This window comes from Desulfobaculum xiamenense (genome assembly GCF_011927665.1).
GTDB lineage: Bacteria > Desulfobacterota > Desulfovibrionia > Desulfovibrionales > Desulfovibrionaceae > Desulfobaculum > Desulfobaculum xiamenense.
The window spans coordinates 465736-481114 of record NZ_JAATJA010000002.1; the positions used below are offsets into that span (position 1 = coordinate 465736).

The window sequence follows — 15379 nt, forward strand, 5'->3', positions numbered from 1 at the left end:
GTCTTTTCCCCATATCTACAAGGATACGAATATGCTGACAGATCGCGAAGTGCTGAGCACCCTCGAAATGCTCAAGAACGAGCACCTCGACGTGCGTACCGTGACCATGGGCATTAGCCTCTTCGACTGCGCCAGCCCCGACTTCGACGTCTTCGCCGCGCGGGTGCGGGCCAAGATTCGCCGTCACGCCAAGAACCTCGTGGCGTTCTGCGACGAGGTGGGCGACAAGTACGGCATCCCCGTGGTCAACAAGCGTATCAGCGTGTCGCCCATGGGTGTGGTCTGCGCGTCCTTCGGGCCGCAGGACATGGTCCGCGCCGCCAAGGTGCTGGATGACGCCGCCCGCGAGGCCGGGGTCAACTTCCTCGGCGGCTTCGGCGCGCTGGTGGACAAGGGTATGACCGCAGGCGACCGCGCCCTCATCGACGCCCTGCCCGACGCGCTGGCCGAGACCGAGCGCGTGTGCTCCTCCGTCAACGTCGCCACGTCCAAGACCGGCATCAACATGGACGCCGTGGCCCGCATGGGCGAAGTCATCAAGCTCGCCGCCGAACGCACTGCCGACCGCGATGGCATTGGCTGCGCGAAGCTGGTGGTTTTCGCCAATATTCCGCAGGACGTGCCCTTCATGGCCGGTGCCTACCTCGGCGTGGGCGAGCCGGAGGCCGTGATCAACGTCGGCGTCTCCGGCCCCGGCGTGGTGCGCAAGGCCATCGACCGCGCCCGCAAGTCCAATCCGAAGTTCAACCTCGGCGAACTCTCCGAGGTCATCAAGCGCACGGCCTACAAGGTCACCCGCGTGGGCGAGATCATCGGCCGCGAGGTGGCGGACCGCCTCGGCGTGCCCTTCGGCGTCGTCGACCTCTCCCTCGCCCCGGCTCCGCAGGTGGGTGACAGCGTGGGCGAAATCTTCCAGAGCCTCGGCCTGTCGTCCATCGGCGCGCCCGGCTCCACCGCCGTGCTCGCCATGCTCAACGACGCGGTCAAGAAGGGTGGAGCCTTCGCCAGCTCCCACGTGGGTGGTCTGTCCGGCGCGTTCATCCCCGTGTCCGAGGATCTGAACATCGCCGAGGCCGCAGCCAGCGGCGCGCTGTCTATCGAAAAGCTCGAAGCAATGACCTGCGTGTGCTCTGTGGGCCTCGACATGGTGCCCATCCCCGGTGACACGCCCGCATCGACCATCTCGGCCATCATCGCCGACGAAATGGCCATCGGCATGATCAATTCCAAGACCACCGCCGCCCGCATCATCCCCGTCCCAGGCAAGAAGGCCGGAGACACCGTCTCGTGGGGCGGCCTGCTCGGCGAGGCCACCATCATGCGCCTGCCGCACATGTCCGGCAGCGAGGACTTTATCTCCCTCGGCGGACGCATCCCCGCACCCATCCATCAGATGAAGAACTGATTCCCCGAACGGGACCGTCGGAAACGGCGGTCCCGTTTTCGTGTGCGACGGGACGAAGGCGAGGGGAGGCGAGAAGGTGAAATGCCTCCGGCGGCCGGGTGAGGTGAGAAGGAAAAATGCCTCCGGCGGCCGGGGCTCTGCCCCGGACCCCGCTCAAGGGAATAATTCCCTTGAGAATCATTATATATTGGAATTGTTGAATAAAAGCCGAAACGTGAGCCATCAGTGACCACGTCCATCGCCTCATCGGGGTTCCAAGGGGCCAGCGGCCCCTTGGCCGGCGGAGCCTACGGCTTGCACCCGTCATCGAACGATACGGTTGGCCACAGCGCGGGGGCGCTACGCGGGGCGCAGCGGCCCGCGCAAGCGGCCCCGCCTGCACTTTCGCGGGGGCACATCGAAAAAATTCAAGTTTTCGGTTGACAAAAACGGGCTGTTCGGTCAGTTTCTGTTTCCGCCGAGTGGGGCTGTAGCTCAGTTGGGAGAGCGCTTGAATGGCATTCAAGAGGTCGGGAGTTCGATTCTCCCCAGCTCCACCACTCATAAGGCTTTTTGCGCCAAGCATACGCTTGGCGCTTATTTTTTCCCCTGATTTCCCCCTGTCGTCTTCGTGACGTTTTTCTCAAAGGGTTGGAGATCAAAAATCCGTGTCATCCCGCGCAGGTGGAGCGAGGTGTAATCCCCGGGTCGGCCGGGGAGGGCCGTGTCACGCCCACTTTTGGTGACCGGCTTGTGCTTTTGGGAACATTCAACGGATAGGAAGGTTGGTAGACCGTGCAGGACGCAGTCCTTTTTCTCGGCACTCTGGTTATGATCTACATGATTCTGTTTCCCCCGTTCGTGCTGCGGCGCAAGGGCGAAGCATCCTCGTACTGCTACTCCTTCATCGCTACTCCGCCCAAGCGTTTCGGTCGCCGTTGCGTCATCAACATGCCCGCTCTCCTGAACCAGATGGTTGCCTGCTGCGTCGTTTTCGGCCTGCTGGACATCTTCTGCGAATAGACGGCTTATTCGACCGCGCTCCGTAAACGCAAAAGGGGCCTGCGCATTCATGCGCAGGCCCCTTTTGCGTTTGGAGGGCTGTGCCTGTCGTATCGTTCGTTGACGGGGGGTGCCCCTTTCGCGAGCGCAGTGCTCGGCCGTATCGTTCATTGCCACATGCAAGACGTAGGCTCCGCCGGCCAAGGGGCCGCTGGCCCCTTGGAACCCCGACATGCGATGGGCCGTCTGCCCTTGGCGCGCCGTTCGGCTTTACACGACGAAGCCCTAGTGAGGATTGTCAAGGGGGTCACCCCCTTGACCGGGTCCGGGCAGAGCCCGGCCGCCGGAGGCCTCTCTCCTCCCCAACCCTGTCACCGGAGGCCACCCGTCAGGGCATCCACTCGATGATGCCGTCGGTCGGGTGGGTCTTGGCCCAGTGGCGGAAGGCCTCGCAGTCGGCGACGCCGTCGCGGATGACGGCCTGATAGATGGCGATGCTGCACGGCCTTTTGGCGGGATCGAGGCCGGCCTTGATGGCGAGGATGGCCTCGCGCGTCGCGGGGGTGAGGGCTTCGCGGATGCGGTCGGCCACGCGCTCGAAGTATCCGGCGAAGGGCGAGTCATTGAGGATGTGGATCATGTCGATCTGCCACTCCCGCTGGTCGTCGTCCATGTACCATGCGTGCCATTCGAGGCATTTTTCGTCGGTATCGAGTAGGTTGGCGTACTGGATGCGCCGGATGCGGCTGTTTTCGGCCAGCCGGGCCATGGCGGCGAAGCTGTCGGCCAGCACGAAGGGTTCGGAATAAATGTGGAAGTCGATGTCGAGGTGATCGTAGAGCAGGCCGGTCCTGAGCGAGCCAACGAGGTTGGCCGTGATGCCGAGGGATTCCCAGATGCGCAGGATGTTCGTGTCCTCGATGATGTGCCGGGCGCGAGTCTGGTTGCGCTCGGCGATGGCGGCGAAGTCGGTCATGATGTGCTCCGTGCGGGCTGGTTGCAGGGTGAGGGCGGTTAGTGTCGGCCGTATTGGATGCCGAGTTTATTCATTTTGCTGCGCAGGGTGCTCGGGTTGACGCCGAGGCGTTCCGCAGCGCCGCCGGGGCCGTGGATTTTGCCTCCAGCGGCGTCGATGGTGGCTTCGATATGCCTGCGCATGGCTTCGTCGAGGGTCTGGTCTGCGTGGGCGACGGGGTGCTCGGCCGGGAGGTGCTCGTGGGGCGGGCAGCTCAGCCAGTCGAAGCGCAGAACCCTGCCGCCGGAGAGGATGATGGCGCGCTCCACGCAATTTTCGAGTTCCCGGACGTTGCCGGGCCAATGGTAGGCCTTGAGCCGTGCCATTTCGTCACAGGGGATTTCGGGCAGCGATCCCGTGCCGAGCCTGCGGGCTGCGCGCGCGGCGAACCATGCGGCGAGTTCCGGAATGTCGTCGCGCCGTTCGCGCAGGGTCGGGATGGTGATGGGAAAGACGTTCAGTCGGAACCAGAGGTCCTCGCGGAAGTTGCCTTCGCGGACCATGGTCGCGAGGTCGCGGTGCGTGGCCGCGATGATGCGGATGTCCACCTCGCGCGGGGTCTGGCCGCCCACGCGGACCAGTGTGTGCGTCTGGAGTACCCGCAGCAGGCGCACCTGCACCGCCAGCGGCAATTCGCCGATTTCGTCGAGGAACAGCGTGCCGCCGTGGGCCTGTTCGAACACACCTTTCTTGCTCGCGTCCGCGCCGGTGAAGGCGCCCTTTTCGTGGCCGAACAGCTCGGAATCCATGAGCGATTCGGGGATGGCTCCGCAGTTGACCTTGACGAAGGGACCGTTTTTGCGCGGCGAGCTCTCGTGTACGGCGCAGGCGACGACCTCCTTGCCGACACCCGTCTCACCGAGGAGCAGCACCGTGCTTGAGAGCGGGGCGACTTGCGTCACGCGGGTCATCACGTCGCGCAGGCCGCTATCGATGCCGATGATGGTCGAGCAGCGCGACGAACTGCCGAGCTGTTCGCGCAACTGGCGGTTCTCGCGGGAGAGGCGGGAGTTGGTGTCGAGCAGGCTACGGTGGCGCAGTGCGTTTGCCGTGGCAATGGCGAAGGGCTCGTGCAGCATGCCGAGGAGGTCTGCGTGCTCCTGCGTGTAGCGGTGGCGGCCGTGGGCGTGCATGCCCACCACGCCGAGATGGCGGTTGTCGATCATGAGCCGCAGCAGGATGACGGAGGAGTCGTCATCGACGATGGAGCGCGCCACGCGATGGGTCACCGGGTCGGTACGGATGTCGCCGATGATGCGCACGCGGGGGCGGTTGGGGCTTTCGAGCGTGGCGCACATGTCCGGCGTGATGCAGACCTGCGCATCCATGATTTCCGGCCCGGCGGCGTCGGCGCGGGCGATGAAGCGTATGGCCCGGCGTTCGGGCATGTACAGATTGATGTACATGCCGTCGGCCGGGATGGTCGAGCGTAGGAAGCTCCAGCAGTCGTAGAGCGCCTTGTCGATGTCCAGACTGCCGCAGATGCGCAGCGTGGCGTGGTGAAAGAAATCTCGTGGGTCCATTGTCCGCCTCCTCGCGTGATGTGCGAAATGTCGCGGTTAGTGCGAAATATCGCGATGGTCAAGCGCGAAATATCGCGATTCGGCGCACATGCGACAGTAACATATCGGAATCATTGATTGTGAATGCTGGCACGTTTCCTGCCAAGGACGGGGTGTCCGCCATGGGGTGGGCAAGGGCGTCGTCGAGGGACGATGCGAGCATTTCGCAAGCAAGGAGCTTTCTGCCGATATGAAGGAAACCGAAACGAACCGCACCGCAGGCCGGGGCGAGAAGCGCTCCCGCCGGGACGTGCTGCGCGCCGGGGCGATTCTGGCCGGCGGCCTTGCCGCGGGCATGCTGCAGGGCTGCGCGACGGGAAACGAGGACAAGGACCAGCCCGTGGAGAAATCCCGCACGCCGCTCGGCGCATGGGACAAGGAGTATGACGTCATCGTCGTCGGCAGCGGATTCGCCGGAATGGCCGCGGCCATTGAGGCCCGCAAGGCCGGGGCGGAGGTGCTGGTCGTCGAGAAGATGCCCGTGTACGGCGGCAACTCCGCCATCAACGGCGGCGCGTTCGCCGTGGCCGGGTCCCCCCTTCAGGAGAAGGAGGGCGTGAAGGATTCCGTGGAACTCATGGTGCAGGACATGCTCAAGGCCGGTCGCGGCCTGAACCATATGGGCCTGTTGAAGATCGTGGCCGCCGGAACGCGCCCCGCCTATGAGTTCACCCTTGAGCATGGTGTCGAATACAAGCCGTTTTTGCAGCATTTTGGCGGTCACAGCGTGCCGCGCACGTTGCAGGCCACCATCAGCTCCGGCGCGGGCATCGTGCGTCCGCTGCGTGCCAGTGCCGCGCGCATGGGCGTGGCCTTCCGCAACCGCTGCAAGCTCGAAGACTTCGTGCTCGACGAGGACGGTGGCGTGATGGGCATCGTGGTGCGTGACCGTTACGATTTCCCCAAGGAGAACTCCGGCGAACTGCGCCGTTTCCGCGCCCGCCGTGGCGTGGTCATGTGTTCCGGCGGGTTCTCGCAGGATCGCCGTTTTCGCATGATGCAGGACCCCAAGCTTGACGAGAAGGTGGATAGCACCAACCAGCCGGGCGCAACCGCCGAGGGCTTGCAGGCCATGTTCGCCGTGGGCGCTGCCCCGGTGCAGATCAACCTGATCCAGCTCGGTCCGTGGTCGTCCCCGGATGAGGCCGGTTTCGGCATGGTCTCGCAGTTCAACACCATCGCGGGCTTTCCCAACGGCATCATGGTCGACGTGCGCACCGGCAAGCGCTTCGTCAACGAGCTTGGCGACCGCAAGGAACGCGCCGAGGCCATCCTCGCCCGCAAGGACGAGCAGGGCAATCCGGTGTATCCTGTGGTCTTCTGCACCGCCGAGGGCGCAAGCCGCGCCCAGACGCTGGAGAAGTGTCTCGAATTCGGCGTGGCGTGGCAGTTCGACACCCTTGAGGCGCTGGCCGCGCATTTCGGCATGCCCGCCGCAGGCCTCGCCGAGGAAGTGGCCCTGTATGACGAGGGCGTGCGCACCGGAACGGACACCCGCTTCGGCAAGCCCATGGGCCGCGCCATTCCCCTTGGCAAGGGCCCCTATTACGCGGTGCGCTGCTGGCCCAAGGTCCACTACACCATGGGTGGCGTGGAGATCAGCACCGAGGCCGAGGTCATGCACATGCGCACGGGGCTGCCCATCGCCGGGCTGTACGCCGCAGGCGAGGTGACCGGCGGCCCGCACGGGGCGAGCCGTCTGGGCAGTTGCGCCGTGGCCGAGACGCTGGTCATCGGACGCATCGCCGGCCGCAACGCGGCCTTGCACAAGGCGTAGACGATTTTTCGCGTTCGGGCGGGCGGCGAGGGATGTGCCGCAGGCATGTCGGCCGACGGCTCGAACGCAACATCAGGCAAACAATCAGAAGAGAAGCATCGGAGGAATCAGCCATGAAATTCGCAATTGCACGCCGACTCGCGGCAGGCCTTGTCTGCCTCGTCGCCATGCAGTGCCTGGCCTGTGTCGCATGGGCCGGTCAGAAGGTCGTGACCCTGAACGGTCAGGACCTCACCATCGAACAGGTTGTCGAGATCGCCGAGGGCCGCGCCGACGTCGCCATCGACCCCGCCGCCCTTGACCTGTGCGCCAAAAGCCACGAGCTGCTCATGGCCTTCGCGGCCGAGGGACGTCCCGTCTACGGCCTGACCGTGGGCGTGGGCCTCAACAAGGACAAGGCCATCTTCCACACCGCCGCCGACGGCCGCAAGACCCTGACCCCCGAGGTCATGGACCTGTCCCGCCAGTTCAACGTCAACGCCCTGCGCGCCCATAGCGCCGGTGTTGGCCCGGACATGGAGCCGGAGATGGTCCGCGCCACCATGGTCATCCGTCTGAACACTCTCTTGAGCGGCCGCACCGGCGCACAGGTCCACGTGGCCGAGCTGTACCGCGACTTCCTGAACAAGGGCGTGACCCCCGTTGTTCCCTCCCGCGGCACAGTGGGCGAGTGCGACATTACGCTGGCCCCCCACATTGGACTGGTGATGATGGGCGAGTGGCAGGCCGACTACAAGGGCAAGCGCATCTCCGGCGCGGACGCCCTGAAGAAGGCCGGTCTCAAGCGCCTTGACGCCTTCGGCAAGGACGCTCTGTCCATCCTGAGCACCAACGCCCCGGCCATGGCCAAGACCGTCTTCGCCGTGTCCGACGCCGAGCGCTTCCTCTCCGTGGCCACCACGGTTTTCGGCCTGTCCCTCGAAGGTCTCAACGGCAACGTGGCCCCCTTCATCCAGCCGGTGAACGACGTGCGCCCCTTCACCTGCTTCGCCGCCGCCTCCAAGGCCGTGCGTGCCGAGCTTGAGGGCAGCTACCTGTGGACCCCCATGGACGGCCGTGCCCTGCAGGACCCGCTGTCCTACCGCACCACCACCTACACCCTCGGCGCGGCCATGGAGGCCCTTGCCGACGTGAAGACCAAGCTGGCCGTGCAGCTCAACTCCTCCGACGACAACCCCGCCGTCGTGGTGGACGTCGTGCCCGCCAAGGACACCCCGGCCCAGCTGGCCAAGTACTACCTCGACGCCGGATACGTGAAGGGCGCCATCTTCCCGACCTCCAACTTCGAGCCGCTGCCCGTGGTGCTCAAGGCCCAGAACCTGTCCGTGGCGTTGGCCCACGTGTCGCGCAACGCCGTCATGCGCACCCTGCGCCTGAGCGATCCGCACTTCACGCACCTCTCGCGCTTCCTTGCCGCTGACGACGTGGCCATCAACTTTGGCGCCATTGCCAAGCCCTACGTCTCCCTCGACGCCGACGTGCGCGAACTGGCCAACCCCGTGTCCATCGACACCGTTCCCGTGGCCGGAGACATCGAGGACACCGCCACCAACTCCATGCGCGTGGCCGACCGTCTGAGCCGCATCGTGGACAATCTCTACTACATCTACGGCCTCGAACTCTTCCACGCCGCACAGGCCGTGGACCTGCGCCAGCGCGACGCCGCCATCGAACTGGGCCACGGCACCGGCGAGATGTACAAGGCCTACCGCAAGGTCGTGTCCTTCGTTGACAAGGACCGTCCCTTCACCCCCGACATCGCGAAGTCCCACGACTTCCTGAAGGGCTACGCCATTCGGTAGTTGAAGCCGACCATTTGCACCTCCAAGGTTGCGGCAGCCGGCTCCCCGTGTGGGGAGCCGGTCCGCCGCAGCCGCCCATCCTCAATAATCCAGTCACAGGAAACGACCATGAAGAAGCACACAGCCGTGATGTGCGCCCTTGTGCTTGGCGCGTCGCTGTGCGGGTGGTTCGCCCCGTCCTTCGCGGCGGGAGAGCGCGCCGACGCGCCTCAGGCCGTGCACCAGCCGGGCCTTGGCGAACGCGCGCAGATTTGGATCGATACCCGCCTCGGTCGCAAGACCGTGAAGGACTACCACCGCAAGGTCCACCAGAACGGAACCAACTGCGAACTGTGCCACGCGGCCAACAATCCCACCACCGCCCCCGATGACCGCAACTGCCTGAAGTGCCACGGAACGCGTGAGCAGGTGGCGCAACTGACGGCCAAGCTGGAACACAATCCGCACAATTCTCCGCACTACGGGACGGACGCCCCCTGCACCACCTGCCACAGGGAGCACGAGGAGTCGCGCGTGTACTGCAACTCCTGCCATCCCTTCAAGTTCGAGAATTTCAAGAAATAGGGCAGCGGCAGAGTCCTGTCGCCCTGCAAACCACAGAGGATACACACAATGCGCAGAATAGCCGCGGGAGTGCTTTCGCTCCTTCTCTTCTGCCTCCTCGCCGCCGCCCCGCTGTCGGCAGCCACGCCGGTCCCGGCCGCGGAGGCCAACGCCGCGTGTCTGAAATGTCACGGCGATCCCGACCTCTCCGCGCGTACCGAGCGGGGGGCTGCGCTGGATCTCTACGTGCCCGCCGAGCGGCTGGCCAGAAGCACGCACCGCGGGCTGGCCTGCACGGACTGCCATGAAGGCGCCGGAACAACCGAGGACTTCGCGCACGCGCCGCACAAGCTTTCGGCCAGTGGCACGAAAGATTGCGCCGATTGTCATGCCCGTTACTTCGGCGACATCAGCGCCTCTTTCGCGGCGAGCCGCCATGTCGAGAAGCTTGGCGACAAGTTCTCTTGCTCGTCGTGCCACGATGCGCACACCACCGAGGCGCGCAGCGCGACCCGTACGGACGCGGAGCAGGTCCGTTTCGACAACTACACCTGCCTGCGCTGTCACACGGATCTCTCCGGGTACAAGGCGCTTTCCGGACGCGAGGTCTGGGAGCAGAATCTGTCCCATGATTTCCTGCCCAACAAGGACAGGCATTTCGCCGCCGTGCGCTGCGTGGAGTGTCACACTCCCGTCGAAGGCACGGACGTGCATCGCATCCTGCCCAAGGACAAGTCCCTGCGCGACTGCACGGCCTGTCACCGTGCCGGTTCCGCCCTCGTGGCGCGTACCCGGACCGACATGGCCGATGACGACGTGGCAGGCATGTTCCTCGGCAAGGGCCTGTTCGATGACGAAACGCTTGTCGCGAAGCTGTTGGCCACCGAGTCCGGCCCGGCGGCGAAGCGCGCCGAGGTGGACGCCAACGGGTTCATCAACAGCGGCCTGTTCGCTGATTCCTACGTCATCGGCGCAACGCGAAATGTCATCATCGACGGATGGTCGCTGAAGCTCGGCCTCGCCGTGCTTGCGGGCGTGCTGCTGCATGGTTGCCTGCGTTTCGCCATGCGCCGCCGCCGCGCGGCCGGGCCCGAGCACAGCGAATACGTCTATGATCTGCACGTGCGCGTGTGGCATTGGATCAACGCCGCGCTGTTCGTCGTGCTCGTCGCCACCGGCTTCAGCATGCACTTCGCCGGACTGCCCGGAACCATCGGCTTCGCCGTGAGCGTGCATGCCCACGACATCGCGGGCTGGCTCCTTGTGGCCAACTACGGCGTTTTCGTGCTCATGGCGCTGGCCACGGGCAACATCCGCCAGTACATCCCGAATCCGCGCGGCATGATCGTGCGCTGGGCCGTGCAGGCGCGGTTCTACCTGTGGGGCATCTTCCGGGGCGAGGCGCATCCCTACCGCGTTACCCGTTCGCAGCGCTTCAACCCGTTGCAGCAGGCCGCATACCTGCCGATCATGTACCTCATGATGCCGCTTCTGATCCTCTCCGGCGTGTGGATGTTCTTCCCAGAACTCACGCCCGAGACCGTGTTCGGCTACCCCGGCATGTGGCTGACCGCGTCGGTGCACAATATCCTTGCCGTGGGCTTCGCCATCTTCCTCGTGGCCCATGTCTACCTCAGCACCACCGGCGACAAGGTTCTCTCCCTCGTGAAGGGCATGTTTACCGGCTACCACGTGACGCGCGAGCACCACGACACGGACGAGCGCTAGTTCGTCCACCTGCGGCGAAGGCCCCGCGCCCGCGCCGCGTTTTCTCCGAAAGGTCGACAGGCCCGTCAGCAATGGCGGGCCTGTTCTTTTTGGGGGTGAGGCGAGGTGAGGCGGGAAAAGGTCTCCGACGGCCGGGGCTCTGCCCCGGACCCCGGTCAAGGGGGTGACCCCCTTGACAATCCTCACTAGGGCTTCGTCGCTCAAAGCCGCACGATGTGCCAAGGACAGACGGCCTATCGCATGTCGGGGGTCCAGGGGGCCAGCGGCCCCTTGGCCGGCGGAGCCTACGTCTTGCACCCGTCAACGACCGATACGGTTGGGCCAAGGTGCACGATACGCCTCGGCCCAAGGTGCGGGATGAAAAAAGCCGCCCGCAGAGACGCTCATCCTGCGGGCGGCGGTGGTGCCGGTTCGGGTGTGGGGGAGGGGAGGAGGGCTACTGCTACTTAATCGAGTCCCGGCACCGGGAACTGCCTGCACAGGGCTTCCACGTCGCTCTTGATGGAAGCGTGCAGAACCGAGTCGGAGGGGTTGCGGAGAGTTTTGACCATCCATCCGGCGAGGGTGCGCATGTGTTCCTCCTTCATGCCACGCGTGGTGGCGGCGGGGGTACCGATGCGGATACCGCTGGGGCGCAGCGGGGGATTGGTGTCGTCGGGGATGATCTGCTTGTTGACGGTGATGCCGATGGCGTCGAGGAGTTCCTCGGCCACGCGGCCGTCGAGGCCGAAGCTGTCCTGCGTGTTGGCCACGATCATGTGGTTGTCTGTGCCGCCGGTGACCAGCGAGACGCCCTCGGTGAGGAAGGTCTCGGCCATGGCGCGGGCGTTGAGGAGCACCTGCTTGGCGTAGTCGCCAAATTCAGGGGTGAGGCATTTGCCCATGGTTATGGCGATGCCCGCGATAACGTTCATGTGTGGGCCGCCCTGCAGGCCGGGGAAGACGGACTTGTCGATGCGGGCCGCGAATTCCTTGCGGCAGAGGATCATGCCGCCGCGCGGTCCGCGCAGGGACTTGTGCGAGGTGGTGGTCATGACGTCGAAGCCGTGGTCGAAGGGATTTTCCAGCACGCCACCGGCCACGAGGCCCGCGAAGTGGGAGGCGTCGACCATGGTCATGGCGCCGACCTCGTCGGCGATGCGCTTGAAGGCGTCGTAGTCGATATCGCGCGGGTAGGAGGTGTAGCCGCACAGCACGAGCTTGGGCTGGGTTTTGCGGGCGATTTCGAGCACTTCATCGTAGTCGATGGAGCCGTCGACGGGGTTGGTCTTGTAGCGCACGAAGTTGAAGATGCGGCCCATGTGGGACACAGGTGCGCCGTGGGTCAGGTGACCGCCATGGGAGAGGTCCATGGCGAGGATGGTGTCGCCGGGTTCGAGCAGGCCGAGGTACACGGCCTGATTCATGGGCGAGCCGGACAGCGGCTGCACGTTGGCGTGCTCGCAACGGAAGACCTGACAGGCGCGCTCGCGGGCGATGGTCTCAATGACGTCGGTGAACTGCTGGCCGCCATAGTAGCGACGGCCGGGGTAGCCTTCGGCGTACTTGTTGGTGAACACGCTGCCGAGCGTGCCCAGCACTTCGGGATAGGTGTAGTTCTCGGACGGAATGAGCTCGATGCCCAGACGCTGGCGATTTTCCTCGCCGGTGAGGGCTGCGTGGATCTGGGGATCGGTGGATTCGAGAAGATCGAGATAGGGGTGCTGCATGGGCTTTTCTCCACTGGCCTCCGATGAGGAGGGCAGGTGTTGGCATCGTGTCGATGCAGCCCAGGCGAGCGGCTTGATGGCTTTCCGCGCTTCCCTGTGGTTGGTTCCACAATTCTCGCCAGTCGCGCGGTACCGAAATTTTGAAACGAAACGTTGGGTGTGTAGTCCCGAGCGTGGGCGGCTGTCAAGAGGGGGGGCGAGAGTGGGACGCGCTTCGGAAAGGGGACGTTGCACGGGGGGCGCGCAACGGCTGGCTGGCGCAATTGTGGTAGGGCCAGATTGCCCCGCCATGCAGGAAAATCCGCGAAGAGTGTATTGGGGCGAACGTGTACTTCACAATCATGATGCGCAAGGCATCAATCGCGGAGGTTGCGGTATGGTAGGCTTTTTCGGGCGCAGCATTGCGCTGCGGTACATTGTCTGCGTTCTTGTGCTGCTCGTGGGCATGGGGGGCGCTGCCGGGTGGGTGATGTTCGAGCGTCAGACGCAGGAGGAAATCCGTAAGGCTGACGAGGCGTCGCGGATAATTGTCGATGACGCGGCGCGCGCCCTCGAGGCGTGGATGGACTCGCAGGTGCGGCTGGCGCAGGCCCTTTCGCGCAACGATGCCGTTATCGAGGCCTGCGCCGATCCTCGGGACAGGGAGAAGGCCGCGCAGGCGCAGGTGGTGCTCCAGCGCTTCCACGATGCCTACGGCTTCTACGAGAACATCCCGTTGGCGGCGGTTATGGACTCCGGCGATTCCTTTGCCGTTGAGACTTCGGACGGAACGCGCATGGTGAAGGATGGCAGCTTCTTCATCGACACCGTGGGCGGGAAGACCATCGGCAAGGGCGGGGCACAGTTGAGCTTCGTCAAGGCGACGCGCGAGGGACGTCCCTTCTTCGTCAGTCAGGTCTATCCGAGCCTTCTGCGGGGCAACCCCATTTTCGTGGTGGCCGCGCCGGTGCGCAAGGGTGGGCGGGTCGTCGGCACGCTGATCCTCGCGCCCACCATGAGCTATTTTTCTGATGCCTTTGTCAAGGACGTCAGGATTGGCGAAACGGGCTTCCTGTTCTTTTCGGACGACAGGAACATGCTCATCGCCCACCCCGATGCCTCGGCCATCCTGAACAGCGAGGCGTCCGCAGGGCATGCGGACTCGCTACGGCGCATTTCGGGCGGCGAACAGAATTTCGAACTGGGCGAAGGCAAGGATGCCCGCGTCTACCACGCGCGAAAGATCGACATCCCTAGCGGCAATATTCTGCACGACTGGTTCATCTGCTCGCGGCAGGACAAAAGCGAGATTCTCGCCGGTGCCAAGGATATTCGCAATTTCATCGTGCTTTCGAACGGCGTGATGCTGCTGGCGCTGGCCGGGGCGCTGTTCGTCCTGACGCAGTGTATGGTGGTGCGTCCGCTGCGCAGGGTGGGTGCCTACGCGCAGGCCGTGGCCAGCGGCGATTTCTCGGCGTCCATGGGCCGCATGGGGAACGACGAGATAGGCCGCCTTGGCAATGCGCTGCACGCGATGACCGTGGACATCATCGGTCGGCTCCAGACGGAGAAGGGTTTCATGACCGCCGTGCTGGATGGCATAGCCAATCCCTTTGCGGTGACGGACGTGAACCTCTCGATCACGGCCTGTAGCCGGAGCATGCTGCGGCATACGGGACGCGGCGGCGAGCCGAAGGATTACATCGGCATGCATCTGAGCACGTTCCTGTTCAACGACTCCTCGCGCCCTGTCGTCCTTTCCAAGGCGCTGGCGGACCGGAAGCCTCGTAGTGGCGTGGAATTCCGCTATACGAGTCTCGATGGGCGCACGGGCGAGTATCTCATTGACGTGCGGCCCCTCTACGGGGCGGACGGTTCGCTCATCGGCGGCATCACCTTCTGGAACGATGTGACGGAACTGCGCCGCGAGCAGGCCGCCGTGGCTGAGCAGCATCGGCGCATCGAGGCCGCCGCCGTGGAGGCCGACGAGGCGAGCGTGGAGGTGCGCGAGGCCGTGGATTGTCTTGGCGAAGCAGCCAAGACGTCCATGAAGCGCTCGGAGATGCAGAAGGACCGCGTCTCGGAGACCGTGACCGCCATCGAGGAGATGAACGCCACGGTGCTCGAAGTGGCGCGCAATGCGGCGGACGCCGCCCGCAGCGCCGAGGACGCGCAGGAATACGCCAGAAGCGGCGGCGCGGTGGTCGCGAATTCCGTGGATGCCATCGTTGCCGTGCGCGACAGCATCCGCAGCCTGCGGGGGGACATGGACAGCCTGGGCCAGCGCGTGGACGGCATCGGCAGCGTGATGAACGTCATCAACGACATAGCGGACCAGACGAACCTGCTGGCGCTCAACGCCGCCATCGAGGCCGCCCGCGCCGGAGACGCCGGACGCGGCTTCGCCGTGGTGGCGGACGAGGTGCGCAAGCTGGCGGAGAAGACGATGGCCGCCACCAAGGAGGTCGGCGAGGCGGTGAAGGCCATCCAGTCCGAGACGCGCGGCAGCATCGAGGCCATGGCGCGGGCTGATGGCGAGGTGGAAGAGAGCGCGAAGCTCGCCCGCAACGCGCGCGAGGCGCTGGAGCGGATCATGGCGCTGACGGGCGAGTCCAGCGGCAAGGTGCAGAGCATCGCCACCGCTGCGGAGGAGCAGTCCGCCGCGAGCGAGCAGATATCGCGCTCGGCCACGGAGATCGACCGCATCGCCGCGGAAACCGCGCAGGCCATGGATAAATCCGTGCAGGGCGTCGTAGCGCTCGAACGCGAGGTGGAGCGCATTCGCGACATCATCGGCGGCATGCGCGGCTGATGCCCCTCAGGGCGTGTCCCGTCCGGGCCGCCCTTTCCCCCATCCTTCCCGAAATGTGAAAGGGCC

Annotated in this window: 10 protein-coding genes, 1 tRNA gene and 1 riboswitch; of the genes, 8 read left to right on the forward strand and 3 right to left on the reverse strand. The window is 65.0% G+C overall.

The window, feature by feature from the left end:
* Positions 1–31 precede the first annotated feature (31 nt).
* The 3 genes from GGQ74_RS09995 (at position 32) to GGQ74_RS10005 (ending at position 2407) form a co-directional block, all read left to right on the forward strand.
* On the forward strand, positions 32–1405 hold the full coding sequence (locus GGQ74_RS09995; protein WP_167941415.1) for a PFL family protein: 1374 nt from the start codon (positions 32–34) through the stop codon (positions 1403–1405).
* A 463-nt stretch (positions 1406–1868) separates the two neighbouring features.
* Positions 1869–1944, forward strand: a tRNA-Ala gene (locus GGQ74_RS10000).
* 235 nt (positions 1945–2179) lie between these two features.
* Positions 2180–2407: a hypothetical protein gene (locus GGQ74_RS10005; protein ID WP_167941416.1), complete on the forward strand. Its 228-nt coding sequence runs from the start codon at positions 2180–2182 to the stop codon at positions 2405–2407.
* A 367-nt stretch (positions 2408–2774) separates the two neighbouring features.
* Here the strand turns inward: GGQ74_RS10005 and GGQ74_RS10010 are convergent, their stop codons facing one another.
* Together GGQ74_RS10010 and GGQ74_RS10015 are read right to left on the reverse strand one after the other, a co-directional pair.
* Positions 2775–3362 carry a phosphoglycerate mutase family protein gene (locus tag GGQ74_RS10010; protein ID WP_167941417.1) on the reverse strand — a complete coding sequence of 196 codons (588 nt, stop codon included), beginning with the start codon at positions 3360–3362 and terminating at the stop codon, positions 2775–2777.
* A gap of 38 nt (positions 3363–3400) precedes the next feature.
* Positions 3401–4924 (reverse strand): sigma-54-dependent Fis family transcriptional regulator, encoded by a 1524-nt coding sequence (locus tag GGQ74_RS10015; RefSeq protein ID WP_167941418.1) that lies wholly within the window; start codon positions 4922–4924, stop codon positions 3401–3403.
* Positions 4925–5153: 229 nt separating this feature from the next.
* Here GGQ74_RS10015 and GGQ74_RS10020 point away from each other — a divergent pair, with 229 nt between their 5' ends.
* From GGQ74_RS10020 to phsC, 4 genes are all read left to right on the forward strand, one after another.
* Positions 5154–6740: a flavocytochrome c gene (locus GGQ74_RS10020; protein ID WP_167941419.1), complete on the forward strand. Its 1587-nt coding sequence runs from the start codon at positions 5154–5156 to the stop codon at positions 6738–6740.
* Positions 6741–6853: 113 nt separating this feature from the next.
* Positions 6854–8542 (forward strand): HAL/PAL/TAL family ammonia-lyase, encoded by a 1689-nt coding sequence (locus GGQ74_RS10025; RefSeq protein WP_209280148.1) that lies wholly within the window; start codon positions 6854–6856, stop codon positions 8540–8542.
* A 108-nt stretch (positions 8543–8650) separates the two neighbouring features.
* Positions 8651–9106 carry a cytochrome c3 family protein gene (locus tag GGQ74_RS10030; protein ID WP_167941420.1) on the forward strand — a complete coding sequence of 152 codons (456 nt, stop codon included), beginning with the start codon at positions 8651–8653 and terminating at the stop codon, positions 9104–9106.
* 48 nt (positions 9107–9154) lie between these two features.
* Entirely contained in the window at positions 9155–10813 is a 1659-nt protein-coding gene (phsC, locus tag GGQ74_RS10035; protein ID WP_167941421.1) for a thiosulfate reductase cytochrome B subunit, read from the forward strand.
* A gap of 446 nt (positions 10814–11259) precedes the next feature.
* Here phsC and GGQ74_RS10040 read toward each other — a convergent pair whose 3' ends face one another.
* Complete coding sequence (locus GGQ74_RS10040) at positions 11260–12522, reverse strand: serine hydroxymethyltransferase (RefSeq protein ID WP_167941422.1); 1263 nt, start codon at positions 12520–12522, stop codon at positions 11260–11262.
* A 51-nt stretch (positions 12523–12573) separates the two neighbouring features.
* Positions 12574–12658, reverse strand: a riboswitch (ZMP/ZTP riboswitch).
* A 240-nt stretch (positions 12659–12898) separates the two neighbouring features.
* Here GGQ74_RS10040 and GGQ74_RS10045 point away from each other — a divergent pair.
* Entirely contained in the window at positions 12899–15313 is a 2415-nt protein-coding gene (locus tag GGQ74_RS10045; protein WP_167941423.1) for a methyl-accepting chemotaxis protein, read from the forward strand.
* The last annotated feature ends 66 nt before the right edge of the window (positions 15314–15379 follow it).

What these genes read in the sequence shown, in the direction of transcription:
- GGQ74_RS09995 (WP_167941415.1), top strand. Translation starts at nt 32, where the DNA reads ATGCTGACAGATCGCGAAGTGCTGAGCACCCTCGAAATGCTCAAGAAC.
- GGQ74_RS10015 (WP_167941418.1), bottom strand. Translation starts at nt 4,924, where the DNA reads ATGGACCCACGAGATTTCTTTCACCACGCCACGCTGCGCATCTGCGGC.
- GGQ74_RS10045 (WP_167941423.1), top strand. Translation starts at nt 12,899, where the DNA reads ATGGTAGGCTTTTTCGGGCGCAGCATTGCGCTGCGGTACATTGTCTGC.
- GGQ74_RS10040 (WP_167941422.1), bottom strand. Translation starts at nt 12,522, where the DNA reads ATGCAGCACCCCTATCTCGATCTTCTCGAATCCACCGATCCCCAGATC.
- GGQ74_RS10030 (WP_167941420.1), top strand. Translation starts at nt 8,651, where the DNA reads ATGAAGAAGCACACAGCCGTGATGTGCGCCCTTGTGCTTGGCGCGTCG.
- GGQ74_RS10020 (WP_167941419.1), top strand. Translation starts at nt 5,154, where the DNA reads ATGAAGGAAACCGAAACGAACCGCACCGCAGGCCGGGGCGAGAAGCGC.
- GGQ74_RS10010 (WP_167941417.1), bottom strand. Translation starts at nt 3,362, where the DNA reads ATGACCGACTTCGCCGCCATCGCCGAGCGCAACCAGACTCGCGCCCGG.
- GGQ74_RS10025 (WP_209280148.1), top strand. Translation starts at nt 6,854, where the DNA reads ATGAAATTCGCAATTGCACGCCGACTCGCGGCAGGCCTTGTCTGCCTC.
- phsC (WP_167941421.1), top strand. Translation starts at nt 9,155, where the DNA reads ATGCGCAGAATAGCCGCGGGAGTGCTTTCGCTCCTTCTCTTCTGCCTC.